31 protein-coding genes, 1 pseudogene and 1 other annotated feature are annotated in these 23,254 nt (G+C 56.7%); of the genes and pseudogenes, 7 read left to right on the plus strand and 25 right to left on the minus strand.

From position 1 onward, the window contains the following. Positions 1-2: 2 nt before the first annotated feature. Together H6X51_RS05180 and H6X51_RS05185 are read right to left on the minus strand one after the other, a co-directional pair. The gene (locus tag H6X51_RS05180) at positions 3-1,544 is read right to left on the minus strand and encodes an ABC transporter substrate-binding protein (RefSeq protein WP_185266448.1); all 1,542 of its coding nucleotides are present in this window, start codon (positions 1,542-1,544) and stop codon (positions 3-5) included. 125 nt (positions 1,545-1,669) lie between these two features. Further along, complete coding sequence (locus tag H6X51_RS05185) at positions 1,670-2,590, minus strand: LysR substrate-binding domain-containing protein (RefSeq protein ID WP_185266449.1); 921 nt, start codon at positions 2,588-2,590, stop codon at positions 1,670-1,672. 157 nt (positions 2,591-2,747) lie between these two features. On the opposite strand from H6X51_RS05185, the gene H6X51_RS05190 reads away from it, so the two are divergent. Further along, positions 2,748-4,007, plus strand: coding sequence for a porin (locus tag H6X51_RS05190; RefSeq protein WP_185266450.1), 1,260 nt, complete (start codon positions 2,748-2,750; stop codon positions 4,005-4,007). A gap of 93 nt (positions 4,008-4,100) precedes the next feature. Here the strand turns inward: H6X51_RS05190 and H6X51_RS05195 are convergent, their stop codons facing one another. Further along, the gene (locus tag H6X51_RS05195; RefSeq protein WP_185266451.1) at positions 4,101-4,499 is read right to left on the minus strand and encodes a putative signal transducing protein; all 399 of its coding nucleotides are present in this window, start codon (positions 4,497-4,499) and stop codon (positions 4,101-4,103) included. A gap of 136 nt (positions 4,500-4,635) precedes the next feature. On the opposite strand from H6X51_RS05195, the gene H6X51_RS05200 reads away from it, so the two are divergent. The 5 genes from H6X51_RS05200 (at position 4,636) to H6X51_RS05220 (ending at position 9,258) form a co-directional block, all read left to right on the plus strand. Further along, positions 4,636-5,277: a c-type cytochrome gene (locus tag H6X51_RS05200; protein WP_185266452.1), complete on the plus strand. Its 642-nt coding sequence runs from the start codon at positions 4,636-4,638 to the stop codon at positions 5,275-5,277. A gap of 54 nt (positions 5,278-5,331) precedes the next feature. Next, positions 5,332-6,129 carry a 7-cyano-7-deazaguanine synthase QueC gene (queC, locus tag H6X51_RS05205; protein ID WP_185266453.1) on the plus strand — a complete coding sequence of 266 codons (798 nt, stop codon included), beginning with the start codon at positions 5,332-5,334 and terminating at the stop codon, positions 6,127-6,129. Continuing rightward, positions 6,117-6,473 (plus strand): 6-carboxytetrahydropterin synthase QueD, encoded by a 357-nt coding sequence (gene queD / locus H6X51_RS05210; protein WP_185266454.1) that lies wholly within the window; start codon positions 6,117-6,119, stop codon positions 6,471-6,473. Before queC ends, queD begins: the two co-directional genes overlap by 13 nt. After that, positions 6,470-7,186 carry a 7-carboxy-7-deazaguanine synthase QueE gene (gene queE / locus H6X51_RS05215; protein WP_185266455.1) on the plus strand — a complete coding sequence of 239 codons (717 nt, stop codon included), beginning with the start codon at positions 6,470-6,472 and terminating at the stop codon, positions 7,184-7,186. The genes queD and queE overlap by 4 nt, the downstream gene beginning before the upstream one ends. 212 nt (positions 7,187-7,398) lie before the next feature. Beyond that, a complete protein-coding gene (locus H6X51_RS05220) occupies positions 7,399-9,258 on the plus strand; it encodes a carboxylesterase/lipase family protein (protein WP_185266456.1) in 1,860 nt (619 codons plus the stop codon). Between the two features lie 58 nt (positions 9,259-9,316). Here H6X51_RS05220 and H6X51_RS05225 read toward each other — a convergent pair. From H6X51_RS05225 to H6X51_RS05260, 8 genes and pseudogenes are all read right to left on the minus strand, one after another. Further along, positions 9,317-9,415: pseudogene (locus H6X51_RS05225) on the minus strand (VOC family protein); the annotation flags it as partial. A 9-nt stretch (positions 9,416-9,424) separates the two neighbouring features. Further along, the gene (locus H6X51_RS05230; RefSeq protein ID WP_185266457.1) at positions 9,425-9,865 is read right to left on the minus strand and encodes a DUF1810 domain-containing protein; all 441 of its coding nucleotides are present in this window, start codon (positions 9,863-9,865) and stop codon (positions 9,425-9,427) included. A 60-nt stretch (positions 9,866-9,925) separates the two neighbouring features. Continuing rightward, positions 9,926-10,411: a thioesterase family protein gene (locus H6X51_RS05235; RefSeq protein ID WP_185266458.1), complete on the minus strand. Its 486-nt coding sequence runs from the start codon at positions 10,409-10,411 to the stop codon at positions 9,926-9,928. 111 nt (positions 10,412-10,522) lie between these two features. Beyond that, on the minus strand, positions 10,523-11,971 hold the full coding sequence (locus tag H6X51_RS05240; RefSeq protein ID WP_185266459.1) for a bifunctional 2-methylcitrate dehydratase/aconitate hydratase: 1,449 nt from the start codon (positions 11,969-11,971) through the stop codon (positions 10,523-10,525). A 6-nt stretch (positions 11,972-11,977) separates the two neighbouring features. After that, positions 11,978-12,469: a M48 metallopeptidase family protein gene (locus H6X51_RS05245; RefSeq protein ID WP_185266460.1), complete on the minus strand. Its 492-nt coding sequence runs from the start codon at positions 12,467-12,469 to the stop codon at positions 11,978-11,980. Positions 12,470-12,519: 50 nt separating this feature from the next. Beyond that, positions 12,520-13,149: a Rossmann-fold NAD(P)-binding domain-containing protein gene (locus tag H6X51_RS05250; RefSeq protein ID WP_185266461.1), complete on the minus strand. Its 630-nt coding sequence runs from the start codon at positions 13,147-13,149 to the stop codon at positions 12,520-12,522. A gap of 51 nt (positions 13,150-13,200) precedes the next feature. Then, the gene (locus tag H6X51_RS05255; protein WP_185266462.1) at positions 13,201-13,617 is read right to left on the minus strand and encodes a hypothetical protein; all 417 of its coding nucleotides are present in this window, start codon (positions 13,615-13,617) and stop codon (positions 13,201-13,203) included. Positions 13,618-13,658: 41 nt separating this feature from the next. Beyond that, the gene (locus H6X51_RS05260) at positions 13,659-14,378 is read right to left on the minus strand and encodes a PhzF family phenazine biosynthesis protein (RefSeq protein WP_235991240.1); all 720 of its coding nucleotides are present in this window, start codon (positions 14,376-14,378) and stop codon (positions 13,659-13,661) included. A 60-nt stretch (positions 14,379-14,438) separates the two neighbouring features. On the opposite strand from H6X51_RS05260, the gene H6X51_RS05265 reads away from it, so the two are divergent. Beyond that, a protein-coding gene (locus tag H6X51_RS05265) for an IS3 family transposase (RefSeq protein ID WP_185266463.1) occupies positions 14,439-15,661 on the plus strand; the annotation gives its coding sequence in 2 pieces (ribosomal slippage) (positions 14,439-14,724 and positions 14,724-15,661; 1,224 coding nt in all). Beyond that, positions 14,717-14,833: a sequence feature (AL1L pseudoknot), on the plus strand. (Overlaps the previous gene by 117 nt.) Position 15,662: 1 nt before the next feature. On the opposite strand, the gene H6X51_RS05270 is transcribed toward H6X51_RS05265, so the two are convergent. The 14 genes from H6X51_RS05270 to H6X51_RS05335 form a co-directional block, all read right to left on the minus strand. After that, positions 15,663-16,013: a hypothetical protein gene (locus tag H6X51_RS05270; protein ID WP_185266464.1), complete on the minus strand. Its 351-nt coding sequence runs from the start codon at positions 16,011-16,013 to the stop codon at positions 15,663-15,665. Positions 16,014-16,143: 130 nt separating this feature from the next. Next, the gene (locus H6X51_RS05275) at positions 16,144-16,632 is read right to left on the minus strand and encodes a hypothetical protein (RefSeq protein ID WP_185266465.1); all 489 of its coding nucleotides are present in this window, start codon (positions 16,630-16,632) and stop codon (positions 16,144-16,146) included. 96 nt (positions 16,633-16,728) lie between these two features. Then, the gene (locus H6X51_RS05280; protein WP_185266466.1) at positions 16,729-17,184 is read right to left on the minus strand and encodes a periplasmic heavy metal sensor; all 456 of its coding nucleotides are present in this window, start codon (positions 17,182-17,184) and stop codon (positions 16,729-16,731) included. Further along, positions 17,181-17,612 (minus strand): anti-sigma factor family protein, encoded by a 432-nt coding sequence (locus H6X51_RS05285; RefSeq protein WP_185266467.1) that lies wholly within the window; start codon positions 17,610-17,612, stop codon positions 17,181-17,183. Before H6X51_RS05285 ends, H6X51_RS05280 begins: the two co-directional genes overlap by 4 nt. Then, positions 17,605-18,159 (minus strand): RNA polymerase sigma factor, encoded by a 555-nt coding sequence (locus H6X51_RS05290; RefSeq protein ID WP_185266468.1) that lies wholly within the window; start codon positions 18,157-18,159, stop codon positions 17,605-17,607. The genes H6X51_RS05285 and H6X51_RS05290 overlap by 8 nt, the downstream gene beginning before the upstream one ends. A 101-nt stretch (positions 18,160-18,260) precedes the next feature. After that, positions 18,261-19,211: a hypothetical protein gene (locus tag H6X51_RS05295; RefSeq protein ID WP_185266469.1), complete on the minus strand. Its 951-nt coding sequence runs from the start codon at positions 19,209-19,211 to the stop codon at positions 18,261-18,263. Further along, positions 19,208-19,861 carry a Fe(II)-2OG oxygenase family protein gene (locus H6X51_RS20305; protein ID WP_185266470.1) on the minus strand — a complete coding sequence of 218 codons (654 nt, stop codon included), beginning with the start codon at positions 19,859-19,861 and terminating at the stop codon, positions 19,208-19,210. The genes H6X51_RS05295 and H6X51_RS20305 overlap by 4 nt, the downstream gene beginning before the upstream one ends. 116 nt (positions 19,862-19,977) lie before the next feature. Beyond that, positions 19,978-20,520, minus strand: coding sequence for a hypothetical protein (locus H6X51_RS05305; RefSeq protein WP_185266471.1), 543 nt, complete (start codon positions 20,518-20,520; stop codon positions 19,978-19,980). Between the two features lie 112 nt (positions 20,521-20,632). After that, positions 20,633-20,839: a KTSC domain-containing protein gene (locus H6X51_RS20410; protein ID WP_185266472.1), complete on the minus strand. Its 207-nt coding sequence runs from the start codon at positions 20,837-20,839 to the stop codon at positions 20,633-20,635. Between the two features lie 8 nt (positions 20,840-20,847). Further along, positions 20,848-21,066 (minus strand): hypothetical protein, encoded by a 219-nt coding sequence (locus tag H6X51_RS05315; RefSeq protein WP_185266473.1) that lies wholly within the window; start codon positions 21,064-21,066, stop codon positions 20,848-20,850. 100 nt (positions 21,067-21,166) lie between these two features. Beyond that, positions 21,167-21,586: a hypothetical protein gene (locus tag H6X51_RS05320; RefSeq protein WP_185266474.1), complete on the minus strand. Its 420-nt coding sequence runs from the start codon at positions 21,584-21,586 to the stop codon at positions 21,167-21,169. Positions 21,587-21,621: 35 nt separating this feature from the next. After that, complete coding sequence (locus tag H6X51_RS05325; protein WP_185266475.1) at positions 21,622-21,969, minus strand: DUF3024 domain-containing protein; 348 nt, start codon at positions 21,967-21,969, stop codon at positions 21,622-21,624. Between the two features lie 135 nt (positions 21,970-22,104). Beyond that, positions 22,105-22,338, minus strand: coding sequence for a hypothetical protein (locus tag H6X51_RS05330; RefSeq protein WP_185266476.1), 234 nt, complete (start codon positions 22,336-22,338; stop codon positions 22,105-22,107). Between the two features lie 263 nt (positions 22,339-22,601). After that, positions 22,602-23,234, minus strand: a complete 633-nt coding sequence (locus tag H6X51_RS05335; protein ID WP_221627227.1) for a DUF6988 family protein — start codon at positions 23,232-23,234, stop codon at positions 22,602-22,604. Between the last annotated feature and the right edge of the window lie 20 nt (positions 23,235-23,254).

The raw sequence follows: 23,254 nt of genomic DNA on the forward strand, positions 1-23,254 counted from the left end.
AATCAATTACTCCAACGGGCCTGCCAGAGACGGGGAACACCGTCTCTGGGGACCGACAGGTCGAGGCCGGGCGCCAGCAGGAAATTCTGGCTGTAGGAGAACATCGGTACCCAGTAGGCCTGATCAGCAATGCGATCCAGGGCCTGACGGTAGAGTTCAAGACGTCGCTCGGGATCGATGGTGCGCTCGGCGGCCAGCACGGTTGCGGCCAGCTCTTCGTCGCCGGAATAGTTACGTGGGGTATTGGCCACGAAGTGCACGCCGGTGATCGCTGACGCATCAGCGGTGCCGCCGCCGCCATAGGAGGCGAAGAAGGCCGACATGTCGCGGTCGTTACGGACCTTGGAGAACACGTTCAACTTCACGTAGCGCAGGTTCGCATTGATGCCCACGACCCGAAGATCGTTGACGATGGCCTCACCCATGACCTTGTCACGGTAGGCCCACAGATCGAAGCTGAAGCCATTCGGATAACCGGCTTCCGTCAACAACGCGCGGGCCTTGCCCGGGTCGTAGGCATAAACCGGGCCAGTACCTTCGCAGCCGAACTGCAGCGGATGGCAGGCGAAGTCCAGAGCCTGGGCACTGCCGCGCACCAGATACTGGGTAATGGCCTGACGGTTGATCGCATGATTGAGTGCGCGGCGCACCCGCACGTCCTTGAACGGCGTATTGGGATCAGAGTAGCCGGCAGCATCCAGGGTGATGTAGCCGATGCGAATATCATCCCCTTCCAGGCGCTCGACGTTCGGCAGATGACGCACGTTATCCGCGACATCCGGCGGTACGTCCAGCATCAGATCGATACCGCCGCTGAGCAGCTCCGCCTGCTGCGTACCCTGATCGGGAATGACCCGGAAACGCATGTACTTGATTGCCGGATTGGCCTTGGGGCTGGCCTGATAGTAATCCTCGAAACGGGTCAGCTCGATCTCGCGTCCAGCGCGAAAGCCGGTGACCCGGTAAGGGCCGATGCCGTTGAGCTGCTGCTCGACTGCCCGGATGCCGGTGTGAGCATAGGTACCCTGCTTGCGCAACGGCACGCTCACGGCCATGTCGCGCAGCGCCATCGGGTAAGGCACCTTGAGATGGAAGGATACGCGGTGCTCGCCGATCTTCTCGACCCGATCCAGCCAGCCACGGATAACCGGGCCGCGGCTGGTACCCGAGTCGCGGTCCAGCACCCAATCAAAGGTGTAGACCACATCGTCGGCGGTCAGCGGGCTGCCGTCGTGAAACTTCACATCGTCACGCAGCACGACATCCAGACGTGTTTCGCCAACCCACTCGTAGGAGGCGGCAGCCAGCGGGACGAATTCCAGGGTATCGGGATCCACATGAAACAGACCGTCGTCGGTCAACTGGGCCAGAACCAGCCCTTCGCGCTGTACGGAATAGAGCCGGTCGACGGTCGTCAGCGGCATGGCCAGCGCCACGACCAGCGAATCGCTGCGGGCATCCGCATGAACGGACATCGACAGCGCCCAGGCAGCGAGCAAACTCGTCAGGCCGATACCAACCCGGCGTGGGTGGATGATCCTCATTTCTCCTCCTGTTGTAATTATTGGAAGATCAAGCAATGAGCCAAGTGTAGGGACGAGTTATAATTTTTAAAATTGCATATAGTCGATAGTCATATGCAATTAACGCATGAATTGATGAGGACGCCTCACGCGCCGCCGGTCATCGTCGCGTGATCGCCCAGCGCAGCCACCACTTCATCCCGCAGGCAACGCACCAGACTGGTCGTCGCTGGCGTCTCTTCAAACCCCGGCGGGAACAGCAAGACGAACTGCAGGCGATAGCGCGGCGCCAGGGGCCGCAGGCAGAACCGCGACGTGTCGACCGCCAGTGCGGTCAGTCGGTCGATGATGGTCACGCCCAACCCTTCGGCGACCATCTGGCAGGCCAGCACGCTGGAGGTCGTTTCGATCTTGCAGTTGAGCTCCACACCGGCCGCCTGAAAGATCTCCTCCATTTGCAGGCGGGGCCGCAACCCCGACGCCAGCGCGATGATGTCGTGTTCTGCCAGCTGTTGGGCAGAGACTGCGTCGGCCGCCTCCAGCGGATGGCCCCTGGGGATCATCGCCATCGCATCGGTATCGAAAAACGGCCGCTGGATGACGGCGGGATGATTACAGGGCTTGGTCAGCGCCACGGCGATATCGTAGTGCCGGCCGGCGACCCATTGTTCAATGTCCCGGTGCCCGCGGACATCCACACTGAAGCGCTGGTCGGGATGCTCCTTCACAAAGCGCGCCAGCGCCGGTGACACCAGACTGTTGGCCAACCTGGCCAGCGCCACGATGCGCAGGGTGCGCGTGCCGCCCTCCTTGATCTCACGCACAATGCGTGGCAGGTCCTCCAGGTTGGAGAGTATCTTTTCCGTCTCTCGATAGAACTCCTTACCCTCGGGCGTGAGTACCAAACGCCGCTTCTCGCGCTTGAACAGCTTCAGTTTCAGCTCGTCCTCCAGGGTGGAGATCAATCGGCTGGTGGCGGGCTGACTCAGATTCATGACCGAGGCCGCAGCGACCAGCGAGCCATGCACCACCACCGCCCTGAAGCACTTCAACTTCTTGATATTCAAACAATTCTCCAAAATACATGCAGAAAACGCATATATCTATCCAATGTTTCGAATTTACATAACCACCTATACTAGCCGATAAATTGCCCCAGGAAAGCCTCTTTCCCCATGCGTTCGCCTGAAGCTGCAACGCCAAAAATAAAAAACCGGAGGGAATATGAAACTGTCGAAAACGGGGCTCATCTCGAGCATCGCCTGCCTGTCGGCATTGTCGGTCATGCCGGCGATGGCACTCGAAATCAAGGTCGGCGGTCAAATAAACCGTGCGTTCATGCATGTTGACGACGGATACAGTGAAAACAGCCGTGGCCTCGGTTCGCGTTCAGAGTATTACCACGTCGACAACAGAAACAGTCCTACCCAAATCCACCTCAGAGCAACGCAGAAACTCCTTGAGGGCTGGACCGCAGGCGCCAATGTTGAACGCGGCTTTTACGAAGACTCTTCGGTAGACGTATCGCCCAGAGACAAAAGTATTTCCGGTGAACTGGTGCAACGTGTCACCGAAGGCTTTGTCGACTCCCCCTTTGGCAAAATCACCGTCGGCCGTGGAGAAGGTGCCGCCTACGGAGCCGGCAGGGCCGATTACTCGGGTACCGGGGTCATCAGCTTTCGCCATCCTGCGCTGATCGGTGGCGGGCTGTATTTCAACGAAACCAGAAAATCGCTGGTCACCAGCACCAACCGCGCCGGCGATATCACCAGCATCGAGCCACCGGAACCGGACAGCAATCCGAACAAGGTATCCATCATCGGCAGCATTCGCGACTTCAACTTCGAAGGCCGTCACGACCGGATCCGGTATGACAGCCCTCGTATTGGGCCAGTCACGCTGTCAGCGAGCGTCGGCAAAGGTGTTGACGATGCGAGCAGCGACGACATCTACGAAATCGGCGCCAGATCAGGCCTGCGCACACCGGGTGGCAGGGCGCTGATTCGGGTGGGCTATTCCCATGCGAAAAGAGACATGGAAGGTCCGAATGCGCCCCGTGATCCCGATGTAAGCAACTATGGTGGTTCTATCTCCTGGCTTGCCGATAACGGGATCAACATCACCTTCGCCGCGGTAAACCGCGTAGAGAAGCAGAGTGAAGCGTCCAAGACCGCCAACCTTACGCATAACCGCTCGGAGCTGGCCAAGTTCCGTTACGTGAAACTGGGCTATCGCCCCAGCCGTCAACATGCGTTTGATATTCACTGGGGTGTAACCAAAGACAGGAACAAGGTGGGCGATGTGGGCACTGTGGTGGGGGCAGGCTATGTCTGGAGCCCGAAGCCAATGCTTGATGTCTATGCCGGCGCGAAGATCCACAGCTTCGAGCGCAAGAGCTGGTCCACCTACAGCGGTCGTACTTCCTATGATCTGAAATACGATGACATCACCATTGTAACCACCGGTGTCAGATTCAAGTTTTGAGTAACCTTGCCAGCGACTCCAGCCGGGCCATGGTTTTCGGATCAAAGCGCTGCTTGATCAGCCCGGCAGAGTTGCCACCGACATCAGAATCCTTCATTTCATCACAGAAACCTGCCCGCACTGCCTGCACCTGATCCCATCCCGCACCGGGAACAGCGGAAAGTCCAGACCGATGAATACCAGAAATGCCCAGCGCCGCCCGATCTGCTGGTACTCCGTATCCTCGCTGCCGCAATGTGGACACACCACTGCGTCCACTCCCTGCTCCTCCAGCAGATCCTGTTCGCGATCCTCGGCCAGGACTGCCAGCGCCTTATCGACATGCGCCTGCGGCACCTGTAACCGCACGCCCCCCAACGCATCAGACAACAGCCATTGCATATTGATGGTGTGCTCATCGGCCACGAACGCCGGAATCCCTTCGGCATCCAGCCGGGATCTGGCGATATGCGCCTCGTAGGGCAGGCTGTAGCGTGCGATGGTGATGAGCATGACCGGACTCTCCCGTTGGTGTCTATAGCCTCTGCGCCGCCAGTGTCACACCCCGACCCGTAGCTTTGTTGATCCAGCTCAAGTCTAGGCTGAGCGCTGCGCTTATACTTGCCATTTTTCTCTCGGCAGGAAGCCCATGACTCGTAGTAACCTCTTCAACAGCCTGGCGCTGCTCCTGGCCCTGGGCACCGCCCCGCTCGTACAGGCCAGTCCCACGGACGACGCCATGCTGCAGCTCGACGCCATCATGGCGGATGAGAGCAGGCGGCAGGCCAGCTATGCTGCCGGGCATGAACGCATCCGCTTCTGCGGTTACTGCCATGGTGAAGATGGTAACAGCAAGCGCGACTACATCCCCAATCTGGCCGCCCAGCATCCACAGTATCTGTTCGAGCAATTCGAGAAGTTTGGCGATGGTCGGCGTGAGGATCACGTCATGTCGACCCTGGCCAAGGCACTGTCACTGAGCGAGCGCATCGATATCGCCGTCTATTACAGCCAGCAGACCGCCAACCCGCGCCAGGGTCACGCCCCTGCCCTGGCTGCCGCCGGCGAACCCCTGTACGAACGGCACTGCTCCGTCTGCCACGGCAATGAGGCCCAGGGCGTCAGGGACATGCCGCGACTGGCCGGCCAGCCCGCGCAGTATATCGAGATGGCACTGAAGCGATTCCAGCAAACCGACCCACAACAGAACGACTCGCCGATGATCGGTGTCGCGCGGATGCTGGGCGACAGCGACATCAGCGCGGTAGCCGCCTACCTGCAGGGCCGATAAGGCCCTGCATACCCACCAGGCGGACAGCTCCCTATCCAGCGAATGAGAATATGGATGGATGGCGCTGGACAGGACCGATCCGCCCGTTACAATGGCCTCCGCTTCACCCGGTCGCAGCCTACCCGGACAAAACAAGGACACCCCATGAATGCCTTACTGATCTGCTCCGGCGGATTCGACTCCGTGACCCTGGCCTACCGGCTGGCGGCGGAGCACTCCCTCGGCGCCCTGCTGACCTTCGACTACGGTCAGCGCCACCGCAAGGAAATCGACGCCGCCAAGCGCAGCGCCGAACAGCTCGCCGTGCCACACCTGGTCATGGACATCAGCACCATCGGTCGCCAGCTATCCGGCTCGGCCCTGACCGACGATATCGCCGTGCCTCACGGCCATTACAGCGAAGAGAGCATGAAGCTGACGGTGGTGCCCAACCGCAACGCCATCATGCTCACCATTGCCTTCGGCGTGGCCGCCGCCCGTGGTTTCGACAGCGTGGCGCTGGCGGTACATGGTGGCGATCACTTCATCTATCCCGACTGCCGCCCCGACTTCATCCGCCTGTTCGGCCAGATGCAGGCCAGGGCGCTGGAGGGCGTGGCTGACGTGGCCCTGCTGGCCCCCTACGTCGATGCCGACAAGACCGAGATCGCCCGCGATGCGGCGCGCTTCGCGGTGCCGGTGGCCGACACCTGGTCCTGCTACGAAGGCGGCGAGATCCACTGCGGTCGTTGCGGCACCTGCGTCGAGCGCATCGAGGCCATGGCCCTGGCCGGCATGGCCGATCCCACGCCCTACCAGGACCAACAGTACTGGCGCGAAGCCGTGGCGAGGGTCAACGCATGTACACCATAAGGAAAGAGTTTCACTTTTCCGCCTCCCACCAGCTCAAGCAGATGCCCGACTGGCACCCCTGCGCCCGCCTGCACGGCCACAACTACGTGGTGGAAATCGAATTGCAGAGTGAGGAGCTGGACCAGTACGGCTTCGTCCGCGACTACCTGGAGCTCAAGGCATTCAAGGAATACATCGACGCCGAGCTGGATCACCGCCACCTCAACGAGGTACTCGGCGACGAATGCACCACCGCCGAACGGCTGGCCAGGCACCTGTATGAATGGGCCCGGCAGCGCTGGCCCGAGGTAAGCGCAGTATCGGTATCGGAGACGCCTAAGACCTGGGCAGAGTACCGCCCATGATCGCCATCAGCGAGATCTTCGGCCCCACCATCCAGGGCGAGGGTGCATTGATTGGCATGCCTACGGTGTTCGTACGCACCGGCGGCTGCGACTTTCGCTGCAGCTGGTGCGACACCCTGTACGCCGTGGAACCACGCTTTCGGGCCGACTGGCAGAGCATGTCCGCCGCGGCGATCATGGCCGAGGTAAACCGGCTGAGCGGCGGCACCCCGATACTGGTGACACTCTCCGGCGGCAATCCGGCGCTGCAGCCACTCGACCCGTTGCTGCAGCTCGGCCACCAGCAGGGCCACAGCTTCGCCATGGAAACCCAGGGCAGCCGGGCGCAGACCTGGTTCGGGCAGCTCGACCACCTTACCCTCAGTCCCAAGCCGCCCTCCTCGGGCATGCCTTTTCGCCGGGAGCGTTTCGACGCCTGCCTGGCCGCTGCCGGAGTCGCTACCCAGGTCAGCCTCAAGCTGGTGATAGCCGACGAAACGGATTATCAATGGGCAAAAGCCCTGGCGGACGGCTACCCGCAACTGCCCCTGTACCTGCAGCCCTGCAATACCGCCCCGGCCACGCCCGAGCAGCCGGAACGGGAAACCGACCTGGCGGCGCTCAATAGCCAACTGCGCTGGCTGGTGGAACGGGTAACTACCGACCGCTGGTATCGGCCCCGGATACTGCCACAGCTGCATGTGCTGATCTGGAATAATGAGCGGGGCGTGTAATAGCTCGCAGCCCTCAGATTTCTGTCGCACTGCACTGGCATCTTCCTGAGTTCGGCAAGTCAAAATAGCCGATCAACCAGTCGCTATATATCCCTGGCTTATTTTGCGACATGAACAATCATTCGCATCTAGGGTGATTTTTGGCTTATCGAAGCCAAAAGGACTGTCTTGCCTTCTGTCCTCTGATAAAAATAATACTCAGGAGAAGCTCGATGTATCGTCGCGCAACTAGTAAGGCCCGCTCCACTTCACCGCAACGTCATCTTCTGGTTACCGCTGTCGCCCTGGCAACGGGTTCATTGCTACTGGCCGGCTGTCTTGGCGGTGGAGGAGGCTCCTCCAGCAAACCCAGCGATCGCGCGCAATTGACCCTCGGCAATGGCGAGATTGTCGGCTTGGCCACGGAGGATGTGCTGGTCTGGCATGGCATTCCCTACGCCCAACCGCCGGTCGATGAACTACGCTGGCACGCACCGCTGCCGCCGCAGGACTGGAGCGGCACCCTGGATGCCCGCGAGCGTGGTCCCGAATGCGTGCAGGCAGAAACCACTACCCAATGGCAACGCACCTCGAACATGGTCGGTGACGAGGACTGCCTGACGGTGGATATCTATCGCCCCAACCGCAGCGGTTTCCAGGATGAGGCCCTGCCCGTGTACGTCTGGATTCACGGTGGTTCGAACAACTTCGGCACTGCCAGACAGTATGACGGCAGCGCCCTGGCCACGCATTCGGACGTGATCGTCGTGGTCGTACAGTACCGCCTGGGCCCGCTGGGCTGGTTCTTCCACCCGGATGTGCAGACCGGCGGCGCCGATCCGCTCTCCGACTCCGGCAACTTCGGCACCCTGGACACCATTCGTGCACTGGAATGGGTGCAGGCCAATATTGCCGACTTCGGTGGTGATCCGAATAACGTCACCATCACCGGCGAATCCGCCGGCGCACACAACGTACTCAACCTGATGGTCTCACCGGAAGCGAGCGGGCTCTTCCACCGCGCCATGTCGCAGAGTGGCTCGATGAACACCCGCAGCCCCGCCTCGGCACGCAACTCGACCAACAGCCATATCGAATGGCTGATCCGTCTGCTGGAAGACCGCAAAACACCAGACTCCCCCATAACAGCCGACCAGGCCACGCAGATGCGTGAAGACATGGAGGCGGCCGGCACGTTGGGCGAATACCTGCGTGCAGCCGAAGGCAGAGACCTGTACCAGGCGGTCTTCAACTACAGCTCGCTGAGCGCCTATGGCGCCATCGAGGATGGCACGGTAATTCCCAGCGGTGGCTGGATTCCCAGCTTTACCAGTGGTGATTTCAACAACGTGCCACTGATCCTGGGCGCCAACGAGTATGAACAGAAGTCATTCATGCCGCTATACGGTGCGGCGGTGAAAGGCGCACTGCCTGACATACCCTCACCGCCGGACAAGACCTGGCTGGATCTGCTGGATGTCGCCTTTGAAGGCAACCAGACCCTGGACGATGTCCTGCCCACCGAGAAGGACAAGGATACCTACGAACTCACCGGCTACCACGGCAGCCGTGCCTGGCGAGCCAAATACGTGGATCAGTTGGCCCGCCTGATCAGCGAACATCAGCCAGCCACCTACGCCTACGATTTCCGTTGGGGCACCCAGTCCGGCCCATCGCCCTTCAACTTCATCTATGGCGCGGGCCACGCAGCGGATATCTCGTTCTTCTTCGGTGCAGGCGAGGGCCTGTTCGAATTGCCCTTCACCGAGCAGAACGAACCCGGCCGAGTCGCCCTGCAGGAGTCGATGATGAACTACCTGGCGGATTTCGCCCGTGACGGAGACCCCAACGGCAGCTACAGCGAGGCGCAACCCGAATGGGCCAAGTGGACACCGACTGCTGGGCAGAACAAGATAATCATCTTTGACGCCAGCAATACGGAAGCGCATATCAGTCTGTCTGCCGAAGAGCTGACCCTGGTCCAGGTCAATACCGCCTGGGCCGCAGCACTTACCACAGCGGGTCTGACGCCGACGGAAGTAGGCACATTGCCGGCTTTCTTCGGCCAATCAGCGAACTATTCCACCCCCTGAACGCCTTCAGAAAGGTGCTGAGCTTCCCCCGCTGTGTAACAGCAGCTGGGGAAGTTCATTAGCGGGGCGCAGCCAGATTCAACTGCCACGATACGCCAAAACGGTCGCTGACCCAGCCGAACCGCTGGCTGAAGCCGTAGTCATCCAACGGCATCAGAGTCACGGCTCACAGGTTGCTTCGTTTCTCCAGCAATGCGAGCGTCCGCCTATCACACTCCCCAGCAAAGAAGGCGTCAAGTGCGGCACGAAAAATCTGCTCGGACGGATCTGCAAGCGAGAACAGGGTAAGGCAGGAGCGGAACTTCAGGGCATCGATTTCGCCCAGCACTGAGCCAGCATCCCCGGCCTGATGCACCAGCATCGCTGCTGTCACTTCACGAAGCCGGGGGCCCAGGACCGGATGACCAAGATAGGCACGCGCCTCAGCCAAGCCGGTCAGGCCATACCGTTCAGCATTAGCGCTGCTCCCAAGCCCCCTGAGCTGAGGAAATACAAACCAGATCCAGTGCGTTCTCTTCCTGCCAGCACGGAGTTCGGCCAGAGCGGTGGCGTAGGAGGTTTCCTGCGCCTCGGTGAAACGCGAGAGCTGGAACGGATCTGTGTTCATGGACATTCCTCCAGTGCTGCAGGCCAGGGGCCAGCTTAGCCGCCCCGACGTACCCGGGTACTACAACCAGGTATTTTTCGGCGGACGGAGGGTACTGCCGAGCTTGTCTGGCAACGGCAACTGCAGGTTGGCCCTGACCCGCTGTTGCAACTGCGCCAGCAGACAAGGCGGAAGTTCGGACGACCGGCGTTTCTGCAGATCGATATGGATATCCACCTGCTCGGAAATAGCCGCCCGCACATTGCTCGACAGATTGAACACCTCATGGCAGAAGTGCAAGCGCTTGGCATCCACTGCCAGCAGCCACGAGCGAATCTCCAGCTCATCGCCCAGCGCCACCTCCCGCTCATAGATCATGTGGCTCTCCAATACTGCCTTGCCGCAGGCATATTTGCGCACATAGGACTCACCCATACCGATTTCCTCGGTCAGATTGACCTGAGCGTCATACACCGCCAGACCATAGCGAGTGGCATTCATATGCCCATTCACATCAATCCACTCCGGCGGAACCACCACCCGCAACCCGATAAACGGCACCTGCATATCCATTCCCCTGAACAGCAAAAACCCGCGACCACTGTAGCCGATGGCGGGTTTGCCGAACTCGTTGCTTTGCAGGTTGACGCGTATGGAGTTGAGCGCCCTCAAACCTGGTCACAGATGCCAAAGATCCATGAACTCGTTCACCGGCATATCTTCCAGCACCTGCTGACCATCACAGGCGGCCAGGATCGCCGCCGCCTGCTTGGGCCCGAAATGGCCGGCCACGGCCGTCTCGAACTTTTCCAGTAACAGCGGGATACCCTCTGCCCGGCGGCGGCGGTGGCCAATCGGATATTCCACCGCGACACGCTCGGTGCTGGTGCCGTCCTTGAAAAAGACCTGGATGGCATTGCCGATGGAACGTTTGGCGGGATCAAGGTAGTCCCTGCTGAAGGCAACGTTCTCAACCACCTCCATCTTGCTGCGCAGTGCATCGATGCGCGGATCGACGGCCACGGCGTCCTCATAGTGCTTCACCGTCAGGTCTCCGTAAATCAACGGAATGGCAATCATGTATTGCAGGCAGTGATCCCGGTCGGCCGGGTTGTCCAGCGGCCCGGTCTTGTTGATGATGCGCATGCCGGCTTCCTGGGTTTCGACCTTGATTCGGTCAACCAGATCGAGCCGGCCATGCACCTCGGGATACAAGGCCAAGGCACACTCAACGGCGGTTTGAGCATGAAATTCGGCTGGAAAGGCAATCTTGAACAGGATGTTCTCCATCACGTAACTGCCGTAGCCCTGCGTGAACCGCAGCTTGTTGCCCTGGAACAACACATCCTGGAACCCCCAGACCGGGGCCGACAACGCCGCCGGATAGCCGATCTCACCCTTGAGGGAAATCAGGGCCAGTCGCAGCCCCCGGCTGGATGCGTCCCCGGCTGCCCAGCTCTTGCGAGGTCCCGCCTGCGGTGCATGACGGTAGACTCGCAGCGCCGAGCCATCAATCCAGGCGTGGGAAACAGCGCCGAGAACCTCTTCTTCAGTCCCGCCGAGCAAAGCAGCGCATACAGCGGCAGAAGCGATGCGCACCAGCATCACATGATCCAGGCCAACCCGGTTGAAGGCATTTTCCAGCGCAATAACGCCCTGAATCTCATGGGCCTTGATCATGCCGGTAAGAACATCGCGCATCTTCAGCGGCGCTTTACCCTGAAGCACAGCCTTGCGGGAAAGGTAATCCGCCACCGCCAGGATTGCGCCCAGGTTATCGGATGGATGCCCCCACTCAGCGGCCAGCCAGGTATCGTTGAAATCCAACCAGCGAATCATGGCGCCGATATTCCAGGCAGCCTGGACCGGCTCGAGCTGGTAATGGGTACCAGGAATCCTTACCCCGTTCGGCATCTCCGCGCCTTCGACCACCGGGCCGAGCAACTTGGTACATGCCGGATACCGCAAAGCCAGAATGCCACAGGCCAGGCTGTCCAACAGACAGTAACGCGCGGTCTCATACGCTTCTGTGCTATCGATGGCATGCCTGACGACATACTCGGCGATATCGACCAGTTCCCGGTCAGGTGCGGGCCGTTTGGCACTACGGGGGTCCTGGGTATTCATGGCGATCTATCCTCCCAAGGTCAGAAACAACCGCAAATCCAGCTCCAACTGATGATAGTCCGGCTCCATATGCTGGCACAGCTGGTAGAAAGCCTTGTTGTGCTCCTTCTCGCGCAGGTGTGCCAGTTCATGCACTACGACCATGCGCAACAGAGGTTCGGGTAGGGTTTTGAAGATGGCGGAGACCTTGATTTCGTTCTTGCGCTTGAGCTTGCTGCCCTGCACGCGGCTGACAAACTGGTGCTGGCCCAAGGCATTGTCGATGACGTGCATGCGAGTATCAAAATACACTTTGCTGACCGGGTCGCTGCTACGCATGTACTGCTGCTTGAGCTGCTGGGTGTAGTCGTACAGTGCGGCGTCGGTCTGGATCAGGTGCGGGGCTTTTGGCGGGTAACGCTGCTCAAGCCAGGGACGAAGCTTGTTCGTGTCGATCAACTGCTGCACCCGATTCCGCAGGTCCTGGCTGTAACCGCTCAGGTATCTGAGTGCTGTCACTTCTGCGCTCCACTGTGATGATGCTAGGTCTTCAATCTACCCTGCCCAGCTCAAACCAACATATCTGATCTGACGACATGCACACCCGGCTGCGCGGCAATGGCTGCTTCCAACAGGGCCTGGGCAATATTATCAGCCGGGTTGATGCGCCAGCTCCGGGGCAGAAGTGGACCAAGGGTTTTCAATATCCCTTCCGCCACCCGCTCTCCCAGCCGAAACGCCTGACGTGGGCCGCTGATCAAGCCCGGCCTCACCAAGGTGAGCGAGGAGAACCCACAAGCAGCCAGATCCCGCTCCAACTCCCCTTTGACCCGGTTGTAGAAAAAACGCGATGCCGCATCGGCCCTTGTTGCGGAGTTGAGGACATAGGTCGGAGTGCCATGCTGCCTGGCCGGTTTTGCTACCGCCAGCGGATAGTCGTGGTCCACCCGCCTGAAGGCCTCCCTGGACCCGGCCAGCTTCATGGTGGTGCCGAGGGTACATATCACCGCATCGGCCTGCCACCAGGGGGCGTCAGCCGGAAGCTGATCGAAATCAACCAAGGGCGCGAACAGTTTCGGATGCTCCGCCAACGCGCGACGAACAGGTGCCACTACCTCACTGATACGCTCATCGGCCAGCGCCCGTTGCAGCACATGACTACCGACCAGGCCGCTTGCCCCTACCAACAGTAGCTTCATTCTGGGTTTCCCGTGCGATTAAGCAGTGTGGTGTTAACGCCGCGCGCCTTGCTATGCACTCTTGACTTCAATGAACCACTTGGGCTGCATAGCGTGAAAATCCTCACGAATATTGGAAGGCAAATAGCTCGCCGAATCCAGAACAAGGGGGCGACCATCAATACGCTTGAAGACAACCCAGTGCCAGAAGTTCCTGCCCTCTTCCTGATGGTGCTTGATGGATAATAGCGCCACATCAGGCAATGCATCCCAGGACTCGAAAGGCAGCTCATCAGCGGAAGTCTGGACGCCCGCGCTCGACAACATGCGCCGGACATATTGCGTATCCGACCACAGCGACTTGTCCGCAGCATGGATACCCATGGCGTTGGCTACGGCCTTCATCTCTGCGTATGTTTTGCCCAGAATATTGGCGACCGCCGCGATCCCGCATCCAGTGGTTTCTTCCTGTACTACGGGTTCGAGCATTGTTTTCCCCAGATGCATAACGAAAGTTCGGGCTGCAGTATTCAGATACTGATTTCGCCCTTGATAACATCAACAACTTCGCCCCCTACCCAGATGTCGCCGGCTGACTGGCGCAGATACACGCGCCCAGCACGCTGCAGGGCCGTGCCCTGGGAGGCAATATAGGGCGAGCGCAGCAGGCCAGCAGCTATGAGCCATTGTGCCAGGCTCGCGTTCAAACTGCCGGTTACCGGGTCCTCACAGCCCTCACTGCCTACAAATGCCCGAACCTCGACCGCGGTTTCGCAACCGGCATGGTAGGGGCCAACAACACCAAGGTTGAATGAGGAAAGCGCCACCCAGTTAGGCTTGATCGAAAGCACTTTCTCAGCCGAATCGAGCATCACAGCGCACCACCCCGGGCCATTGTCGACCCATTGATGATGCACTATGTCGGACACCGATAAACCCAGCGCACTGGCAATCTGTGCAAGGGCAATATCATCGATGGGACCTGACCGTATCAGTGGTGGCGCCGCAAACTCAAGCCGCCCCTCGTCTCTTCTGATACTCACCAGACCCACACCACATTGCTGCACGAAACGATCCGGGTTGATGGGAACCCCGCTTGCCGAAACCCAGGCATGACAAGAACCCAACGTCGGATGCCCGGCAAACGGCAACTCGCCGCCCGGAGTAAAGATACGCACCGAGTAATCCGCCTCCGGGTGCGTCGGCCGCATGAGAAAGGTGGTTTCCGAAAGGTTGGTCCAACGCGCCAATGTAATGACCCTGAATTACACCGGGTTTCATGGAGACCTCAACTCTTGAGAGAATGAGGCATGAAAAAATCCAACAGCTATTCCCCTGAAGTCCGTGAACGTGCCGTACGCATGGTTCTGGAGAACCTGAAAGACTACCCATCCGAATGGGCTGCGATCGAATCCATTGCGCCCAAGATCGGCTGTGTACCACAGACGCTGCACGGCTGGGTACGCAAGCACCAGACGGATAGCGGACACCGTCCCGGCCATACGACGGAGGAGCGGGAGCGCATAAAAGCGTTGGAACGGGAGAATCACGAGCTGCGCAAGGCGAATGAGATTCTTCGTTTAGCCAGCGCGTATTTTGCCCAGGCGGAGCTCGACCGCCGCAACAAGTTCTGAACGCCTTCGTCGATGAGTACCGTGACCGTTACGGAGTCGAGTCGATCTGTCGAGTGATACAGATTGCTCCGTCTGGTTACTACCATCGTGCAGCCCAGTCACGACACCCAGAGCGCCGGAGTGCCCGTGCCACGCGAGATGAGCTGTTGTGTGATGAAATCCAGCGCGTCTGGGATGACAACATGCAGTGCTACGGTATCGTGAAGGTGTGGAAGCAGCTCAGGCGGGAAGGCATTTATACGGCACGATGCACTGTACAACGGTTGATGCGCCGACTTGGGCTACAGGGCGTTCGACGCGGCCAGGTCATTCGTACAACGGTGCCTGATGGGAAAGTGGTATGCCCGCTGGACAGAGTCCATCGCCAATTCCATGCAGACCGCCCAAACCAGCTGTGGGTATCAGATTTCACCTACGTTTCCACATGGCAAGGCTGGCTGTATGTGGCGTTTGTCATTGACGTTTTCGCCCGCCGGATCGTTGGCTGGCGTGTGAGCAACAATATGAGAACAGAGTTTGTTCTGGATGCGCTGGAGCAAGCTCTGTATGCCCGTCAGCCGGAGCGTGAAGGGAGTCTGATTCACCATAGCGACCGCGGCAGCCAATACGTCTCTATCCGGTATACGGAGCGTCTCGCCGACGCCGGAATAGAGCCCTCTGTAGGTAGCAAAGGTGATAGTTACGATAATGCTTTAGCAGAAACCATCAACGGATTGTACAAGGCGGAGCTGATTCACCGACAATCCTGGAAGAACCGCGAAGCCGTTGAGATCGCCACGCTGGAATGGGTTCACTGGTACAACCACCGCCGCTTGCCGGGATCGATTGGATATATACCGCCGGCAGAAGCTGAGGCAAACTTCTACCAGCAGCACAGTGGTCAGGCTATCGCAGCCTGACTTAAACGAAATGGTCTCCTCGAAACCCGGTGTGATTCACATCAGTATGTGATGGGAAAAACGCATAGGTGAATTCGGTCTGCGCCAGTTCTTTGCCCAGCGCGGATACCAGTGGTTCCGCTGCTGTGAATAGCAGCGAGACCCAGCACACATGATCCGCGATAACTGCAACAACGCCCGGCCCTTCGGCACGCAGGTGGCTGGCTACCCCCTTGCACAGCCTGACCAGACGCTCAAAAGCCATTTGTTCATCCTGATCGCCGCTGTAACTATGACGCTCGAACGCGCTCAGATCGGTGGCACCGGTCGCCGTGTCGATCTGCGTCTGGCCGGTGGCAGCATTGGTGGTCATGATTGCTCCTCTGGGCTGATTGGGTCATGGCATGCTTCGTTGTTAGTCAGAATTGACTGATTCTCCAGCAACAGGCAAAAAATCCGGCGCGTGTTCGCGCGCCGGATGCAATCAATAGGAATTGGCGTGACTAGTGGATGACAGACACAAAGTCCGGGTCGTCAAAATACTGATCATAGGCATCCAGCGCGCCGAGCACCTGCACCGCACCTTCCCGTGGCGTGGCGCCGGCCGCCATTTTTTCCGAACCCGCCATGAGCTGGGCGATAACCATATGCAACTGAGCATCAGCCTCGGGTGGCAGTTCACAGTTGGCGATCATATGGGCGACACCGTCATTGACCTGATTGGCCAGAGGCATATAGTCCTCTGCCGGTAACCGGTCTTCATGGATGGCAGGCAGTGATTGGCGCATGGCCTCGCTTATATCGCCCATGGCTTGGCGCAGCGGAGCGTCAACAGCCCACTTCTCGCCATTGTTCAGTCGCATCTCGAAGGGCGCCTCGCCGTGGTCGTGGTCATGCATGACAGTGCTATCGGCAGCCAGGCTGGCGCCGGAGAACAGCAGGGCAGTCGCCAGAGCAAAAGGAACCGCAATACGGGGAATATTGATGGACATATGAATCTCCCTTTTCAGTGTTGGGGGTCACCTATGATGACCGTCTTCATATCTACTAACGAACCAGCCCATGTTTTGTTCCATTTATCGCTGAATTTATTCGTTATGCAGCATTTCCACGTCGGTTGGCAGTAATGATTGCTGGCTCAGCAGCTGTGCCAGACGCTGGCGCTGGGCCGTGTTGAGGATCTCGCGCTCACGTAATAATTGCTCGATGACCAGTTGTTGTTGTTGGTTCTGTTGTTCGGCCAGAGCGCGCTGTGCTGCGCTGATCCGTTCAGCATCCAACTGCTGGGCGAAGATGCTGTCGATCAACCGGTTGCGCTGTTGTTGAATGGCCAGCGTGGAGTGCTCCAGCTCCTTGAGGAAAAGCGTTTCGATATCCTGCCATTGCTGCTGCTGCTCGTCATCGAGCTGTAGCTCGCGTACCAGTAGCGGCGTATCAGATGCAGAAGTCCGGTCAGCGAGCTGCTGCCAGCCCAGAGCGCCCAGTACTCCAAGGTTGAACAGTACGGATACAAGCAGCGCCAGGCGTAAGCTGGAGGTATTCATCGTGGGCTCCTCTGGAGGTAGCAGAGTTCGGGTTGCCGGCAGAGGGCGCCCGGCGGTGTATTGTCGAGGATGGCCAGCGCAGCGAAGCTCGGCTCCCTGATGTCGACCGACGAATGCAGAGCAGTGCCAATAAACAATCCCAGCAATAACGAGGCCGCTGCGGCCGTTCCCGACAGGGCGCGTCGCCCGCGCTGCCGTCTGGCAACCGGCTGGCGCTCTGGCAACTGCCTCAACAACATGGGTAAATCCAGCCCGGACTCGAGCATTGGCAACTGGTGCATATCCTGGCTCAGCTCGCGCAGATCCCGGTACTGTCGCTGACAGATCGGGCAACTGAGCAGATGGCTGCTGGTCTGCGCCATATCTGCACTGCTCAGCTCGTTGTCCAGATGGGCGGATAGTTGAGTGATGTCTGGATGTTCAGTCATCTGATTCTCCTGTGGTGTCACGGCGTGCCTGCAGCACTGCTGTGCGGGCGCGGGCCAGGCGCGATTTCACTGTACCTTCACTGATGTCCAGCGCGGAGGCCATTTCCTGATAGGAAAAGCCCTCCAGTTCACGCAGCAGCAGTACTTCACGCTGGGCCAAAGGCAGCCGGGCCAGCAATGCTTCCAGTTGTGCGATGTCCCGGCTGTTTTGCAGCTGGCGTGAGGGCGTCGGCCCCGGGTCGGTGAGCAGGTAATCCTCGGGCAACGGGTCGGGTTCATGCCTGGCGCGGCGCAGGGCGTCAATAGCGGTATTGCGCGCGATGCGTAGCAGCCAAGTGGTGAAACGCGCATCCGGGCGCCAGCCCGGCAACGCTTGCCAGGCTTTGATAAAAGTCTCCTGGGTCAGATCCAGCGCGTTGTCAGGGTTGCCGCACAGACGACGGACGAAGGAGAACACCCGACCCTGGTGCAGCTGCACCAGTTCCCCAAACGCCTGGCGGTCACCCGCCCGCGCCCGGCGAATCAATTCACCGTCGGTAGTCTGCATGTTGTCCTGTGGAACCTGTCCTTTGCTAAACATAACGTCCGCAACACCGGCAAACTGGAGCGCAGCGTAAGTTTGTCCGAGTGCTTGCGTTTGTTAGCACTTTAGAACGGCTCATTGTTGTCTTCATACATGATGTTGCGCATTTCTTCTTCGAGGTCAATCTCAAAATACTCAACGGCATCATAATGATTAGTTGATACATATGTATTTCCTAAGTCGCATGCCACGAGCTTTGAATAGCCAGATATTTTTAGACCACAAGCACTACAGGCAAAGTTTGCAGGAAGCATTGTTTGTTTCTCAATAATTCCGTCTTCATCAACTGTGGTTTTCGGTGCGCCAACTGAGCGCCCCTGTATCAAAGCGACACTATTACATGCTGGGCATTGAACTCTGTGCCCATGATGCCTTGTTGAGAGCAATTCAGCTTGCTCTGAAAGTCTGGCCCTTTCTTCGTCAGATTTATCATTCCAGATCGTTCTATGCGCATTAATAGTTCCCTTAACCGACTTGGCACTTTCATCTTGCAAAGCAGAAATATGATGCTCGGCTTCCTCTGCTGCATCTTTGCCTAGTAAATTCTCTAATGTTTCCCCAATTGATGTCACCAGAACTTTGCATACAGAGTAAAACATCGGAAGCCAAGAGGAAGAGCCTACACCATCAAAAGGTAACGCCCCAGAATGCAATTCGCTATTTCTTTTGCTTATATGAGCGATGCTGAAATTCAACATCTCTCTCGTAAAATCCGGAAATAGGGTCTCAGCTCGTTTTAGTAGATCAGAAATGTCTGCTGATTTAGGAGTAAATTTTTGCTGATTGGGGTCGGTGCCAACTGCGTATAGAATATTATTCCAATCTTTTCCATCAGCAATCAAGGCGGGCGATATATTGGATATAGCTGCCCGAACCAAAATCTCGAGTGTTAGCGCAGACCAAAACCCAAACTCCCAATCCGAATGCTCCTTTTCCATCATCGTTTCGATGTATCGCTGAGATTTTGAAAACAATGCGTCTTTAGACCATTCGTGCGCTGTTCTTGTAGCGTTCAAATCATCACCTCGTCAAAATAAACTCTTTCTATTCTTCTACCCATTGACTTTTTGCTGACAGCGCTTCTGCCGTGGAGTATCCGCCAATTATCTATGAGTAAGCACTGACCGCTCCTATCAAGATTCAGGCTTATATATTTTGCGTTACTTATAGCATCTTGAATTTTCAACTTTAGCATTTCTGCATTACTATTTGCGGGCTCTATAAAAATCGAATCCCAGCGAAATATCTCACCCTGCTTGACTTTCAACAGGTTCGCCGCCTTATCCAATCTTTTCCTAGGCTTAAAGTGAGACCTGCTGAAAATATCAGCGTCAATATCGCCACATATATCTCTGCTATCGATAAGTTTCGTCGCCACATCAGGCCCAGGGACAATGCATCTTAGAAAGAGGTACCTTGGTGGAACGTACCAATGAGCCAAGTCAGTATGAAAAGGAAAATCGTCAAGCCCAAAGTTGCCACTATATGTGTTTTTCAGTTCATTCTCTTTTTGCCTTGGTGTCAGTGTCTGCACCAACGGCATCGTCGGAACCCTGAATATCTTTCCGATCTTCTGTGCCACTTCAATCATCGACACTGCTGTGTCACTTGAAAATGACATATACCCTTTTTCTCTCAGCTCTTTCCCCAATACTAGATCTCTCACTTTGTGGTGCTAACGCCCGGCTTTGGGGCGGGCTTGTAGCCGCTTAGCGGCGAAAAGACCGTCCCAGCCCCGAAGGGGCGACAACAGCCGATTGTTAGAAGGTAGCCGCAACATACCTATGCCTTAGTGCCTGAAATCTGATTTAGCTGATGCTCTAGGTCGGCCGCTAGCCTGACATATGAAAGTACGGCATCGGGATCAGGTGAAAAGTCCGGATCGTGAGCGGCGCGGTTTCTGAGTTCCTGTAGTTCGGAGAGTAGGCTTAGATGAGCCTCTGGAAGCAATCCAGATTTTCGGACCGCCTGTAAAGACGCGGGAGCATACCGTCTAGCCGTTGCGTTAGTGAGCCCTCGCTCCATAGCAAGATCGATAACTTTATCTTCTAGCTTGAGCCACGCTTCAAGCACAGTGCCACGAGGATTGGCGGTGGCGTCCTTCGCAGCAGAAGCTGGCGGCGGCAATGAAGGTAGATCTGGAACGCGTGCTTCAATAGCCTGCATCTCACGCTCGAACTCGAACTCAGCCGATCCAATCTTTCCTCGCTTGATGTTCCGAAGGAGCATGGCGACCTGGTCACGGAACAAAAGCGCGAGTACCACTGCCGTGACAGGCCATGCGAGCGCTTTTACTAGCTCAACCACTAGCACCAATGAATCCATGTGATGTCCTTCTAACGCCCGGCTTTGGGGCGGACTTGTAGCCGCGCAGCGGCGGAAAGGCCGTCCCAGCCCCGAAGGGGCGACAACAGCCGATTGTTAAATGCCCTTGCTCTCAACAGTCGTACCGATCCTTTATGTGTTGATGGTAGTACTGGCCAATAGAGCGGGCCCTAACAAAATCACAAAAGACTCTCTCTGGGACCCGACAAAAAGTGTACACAGGGTCGCTATCCTCAAAATCTATGTACATTCGCATGGTGCTGGCATCGTAGCCAATGCGCCGAATAGCCGTTGACCGAACATTAATCCACTCTGTCATGTGTCTGCCTATTTCCTTAACCAAGGCAACGTTTTTGATGGGCCATATATGTGACCATCATCAATCCAAAATTTCCCGCTGTCGGTAGGCCCCCAGATCCAGCCATCATCAATCCACCACTTGCCAGAGTTATATGGCCCCCAAATATACCCGCCACCAATCCAGAACCTTCCGGATTCTTCTGGACCCCAGATGTAGTTATTATCAATCCAAAACCCGGTATACATCTGGACTCCTTTTGGTATTTAACGCTGCCAGCAGCGGCCGAAAAGCCGCGCAGCGGGTTTGAGGTCCAGCGACCAACGGGAGCGTTGCTGACTGGCCTTGTTACGTTTTGCCTGCACTTGTACCAACCATTGATGCCAATAATGAATTGAGCTGATTTGTTAAAGTTTTAAGAGCTTCTTCTTGAGTATGCCCAGCAGCGCCTGGCTGCGGATTGGTTGCAATTTGATGAATCGCGTCTTGAATCCCTTTAGTCAACGACTGCGCAGCCTCGATTTTGGCGAGCGCCGCTTTACCTTCAATTACCTGTGGCATTGAATCCAAGATTCCAACTGTCGAAGCCATGATTTGTTTCTGCCAGCCTTCAATTGCAGTATTGACGTTATCAAGTACCAATTGTGCCTTTTGCGCATCATTTTTGGCAGAAGATGCAAACCAAATTGCAAGACCAACACTCACAAATGACAAAACAATACTCAAAATTGGCACTAGCCAATCTTTAAATAATTCAACAATGGTCATTTACACTCCTTGAAACGTAACGCCAATATTATGTGCTACCCGAAGAAACAGCCATTCTCGTCAGCATTCACGATAGCAAAAAATTCCTCGATGGAGCGTGATTCAGGTTCTGGCGTGTACGCATGCCACTTTAAATCGCTGCGCATCCAGTAGATTTTCCAGCGTTGAGATTTCTGGACGTAGGTAGCTTTTGCAACCGGCGACTCAATGCTCTTTGATGGTTCACGGAAATGCGGGCGAACCTCCACAATTTGTATGCTCTGGCCAGTAACCCGAACTTCTATATCAAGCTCGGGACGGATCGCGACCGGTGGACGCCGGACTTCCAGAAACTCCGAAGCAGCACGCTCAATTTTCTTTGCTTCAAACTCGCTGAATGCCATACGGATTCTCCATCGAAGCGCCCACATAACGCCCGGCACAGCGGCAGCCGTAACGGAGCGGTTTTGTGTTAATGTTTGAGCGACAGCGAGTAACACAAAACCGCGTAGTGTAGGCTGTCCGCCTGCTGCCGTTTGTTAGAGATTTTCACTGTTCAGCCGCGTCAATGATGAAAAGAACAGTGAAAAGCCAAAGAACCCAGAAACAAAGCCTAGCAGTAAATATGTAGTAAACTCTGTCCAAGTGCCCAAGCTTTCAGCAAAAAACTCAAGATCCAAATCCATGACCGTGACTCCTTTGTGAAGCATAAGGACACCAAATAGCACCAAAACCGAACCAATAGAAAGTTTAGCGATTACTCTTTTATCCATTCGGCCTCTCCCGTTCGTTCAAGATTAATCATGCGTGATTTTGGAATGGCAATATACTCTCGGATGTCTTCGCTCTCGACCTCAAACATTCGAATCGGGTCTACCTCTTGCTGCGCAATGAGAATAGCACACACAATAAAGGCAACGAGAGATGCAATAATTTTTACTTGCCTATGGTCTAGGTTCATTATTCTCTAACGTTTGGTTAAGGGGCCGGCTTTAGCCGGTCCCGAGTGAGCGAAGCGAACGGCTTGAAGCATTTGTTATGAGCAGCCACGCTTATATTCTGGCAAGCAATCTTCATATTGTTTTTGAATTGCAGGGATTTTTCCTCTTTGCCGAGGGTCGCCAGAGAGTATTACGAGCAGCATGCCTACCATTACCGAAACGCCATTAGATATTTTCAGCATCTGAACTAAAAGTGGTGCGGGATAGCCTTTACTGTGGCGATTGATTGCATGAATGCCGCTGTGAATGAAAGAGCTCAAGGGTTTCCAAGAATACTCCTTGAATTCAAGAAGCATTTCTAATGCTTCTTGAGGTGCCTTGCCTTCCAAGCTTTTGAGCATTTCGCTAAGCATGGGCAATTTATTGGCTTTATCTGCAGACTCGCTGGTGAGCTCGCACATGAGCTTTGAGATTGCATGGTCAGATGCGGAGTAAAGCAGCCACATTGCTCTTGTGAGAGCTTCATATTGAAGTCGAACCAGCCCTGTGGCGGATGTAAAATTCCCAGTTGCTATTAGCAATTTTGCACTTTCTGCGTGTTCAAAAGTGATGCTGCACATCACTCTGCTGGATACGATTCTTTCAGATCTATCGTAAGGCGGCAGTGAGATAAATTGTAAAAGCGCACTCTCCAGTTCGGCTGATCTTGAGAGTAGTGGGTTGATCACAGTTCTACCTGCTGTTCATA

Source organism: Halopseudomonas xiamenensis (assembly GCF_014219065.1).
Taxonomy (GTDB): Bacteria; Pseudomonadota; Gammaproteobacteria; order Pseudomonadales; family Pseudomonadaceae; genus Halopseudomonas; species Halopseudomonas xiamenensis.

Bases quoted from the DNA above. Each gene is read 5' to 3' on its own strand.
- H6X51_RS05180 (WP_185266448.1), bottom strand. From the start codon at position 1,544: ATGAGGATCATCCACCCACGCCGGGTTGGTATCGGCCTGACGAGTTTG.
- H6X51_RS05190 (WP_185266450.1), top strand. From the start codon at position 2,748: ATGAAACTGTCGAAAACGGGGCTCATCTCGAGCATCGCCTGCCTGTCG.
- H6X51_RS05195 (WP_185266451.1), bottom strand. From the start codon at position 4,499: ATGCTCATCACCATCGCACGCTACAGCCTGCCCTACGAGGCGCATATC.
- H6X51_RS05200 (WP_185266452.1), top strand. From the start codon at position 4,636: ATGACTCGTAGTAACCTCTTCAACAGCCTGGCGCTGCTCCTGGCCCTG.
- queC (WP_185266453.1), top strand. From the start codon at position 5,332: ATGGATGGCGCTGGACAGGACCGATCCGCCCGTTACAATGGCCTCCGC.
- queD (WP_185266454.1), top strand. From the start codon at position 6,117: ATGTACACCATAAGGAAAGAGTTTCACTTTTCCGCCTCCCACCAGCTC.
- queE (WP_185266455.1), top strand. From the start codon at position 6,470: ATGATCGCCATCAGCGAGATCTTCGGCCCCACCATCCAGGGCGAGGGT.
- H6X51_RS05220 (WP_185266456.1), top strand. From the start codon at position 7,399: ATGTATCGTCGCGCAACTAGTAAGGCCCGCTCCACTTCACCGCAACGT.
- H6X51_RS05230 (WP_185266457.1), bottom strand. From the start codon at position 9,865: ATGAACACAGATCCGTTCCAGCTCTCGCGTTTCACCGAGGCGCAGGAA.
- H6X51_RS05235 (WP_185266458.1), bottom strand. From the start codon at position 10,411: ATGCAGGTGCCGTTTATCGGGTTGCGGGTGGTGGTTCCGCCGGAGTGG.
- H6X51_RS05240 (WP_185266459.1), bottom strand. From the start codon at position 11,971: ATGAATACCCAGGACCCCCGTAGTGCCAAACGGCCCGCACCTGACCGG.
- H6X51_RS05250 (WP_185266461.1), bottom strand. From the start codon at position 13,149: ATGAAGCTACTGTTGGTAGGGGCAAGCGGCCTGGTCGGTAGTCATGTG.
- H6X51_RS05255 (WP_185266462.1), bottom strand. From the start codon at position 13,617: ATGCTCGAACCCGTAGTACAGGAAGAAACCACTGGATGCGGGATCGCG.
- H6X51_RS05270 (WP_185266464.1), bottom strand. From the start codon at position 16,013: ATGACCACCAATGCTGCCACCGGCCAGACGCAGATCGACACGGCGACC.
- H6X51_RS05275 (WP_185266465.1), bottom strand. From the start codon at position 16,632: ATGTCCATCAATATTCCCCGTATTGCGGTTCCTTTTGCTCTGGCGACT.
- H6X51_RS05280 (WP_185266466.1), bottom strand. From the start codon at position 17,184: ATGAATACCTCCAGCTTACGCCTGGCGCTGCTTGTATCCGTACTGTTC.
- H6X51_RS05285 (WP_185266467.1), bottom strand. From the start codon at position 17,612: ATGACTGAACATCCAGACATCACTCAACTATCCGCCCATCTGGACAAC.
- H6X51_RS05290 (WP_185266468.1), bottom strand. From the start codon at position 18,159: ATGCAGACTACCGACGGTGAATTGATTCGCCGGGCGCGGGCGGGTGAC.
- H6X51_RS05305 (WP_185266471.1), bottom strand. From the start codon at position 20,520: ATGGATTCATTGGTGCTAGTGGTTGAGCTAGTAAAAGCGCTCGCATGG.
- H6X51_RS20410 (WP_185266472.1), bottom strand. From the start codon at position 20,839: ATGACAGAGTGGATTAATGTTCGGTCAACGGCTATTCGGCGCATTGGC.
- H6X51_RS05315 (WP_185266473.1), bottom strand. From the start codon at position 21,066: ATGTATACCGGGTTTTGGATTGATAATAACTACATCTGGGGTCCAGAA.
- H6X51_RS05320 (WP_185266474.1), bottom strand. From the start codon at position 21,586: ATGACCATTGTTGAATTATTTAAAGATTGGCTAGTGCCAATTTTGAGT.
- H6X51_RS05325 (WP_185266475.1), bottom strand. From the start codon at position 21,969: ATGGCATTCAGCGAGTTTGAAGCAAAGAAAATTGAGCGTGCTGCTTCG.
- H6X51_RS05330 (WP_185266476.1), bottom strand. From the start codon at position 22,338: ATGGATAAAAGAGTAATCGCTAAACTTTCTATTGGTTCGGTTTTGGTG.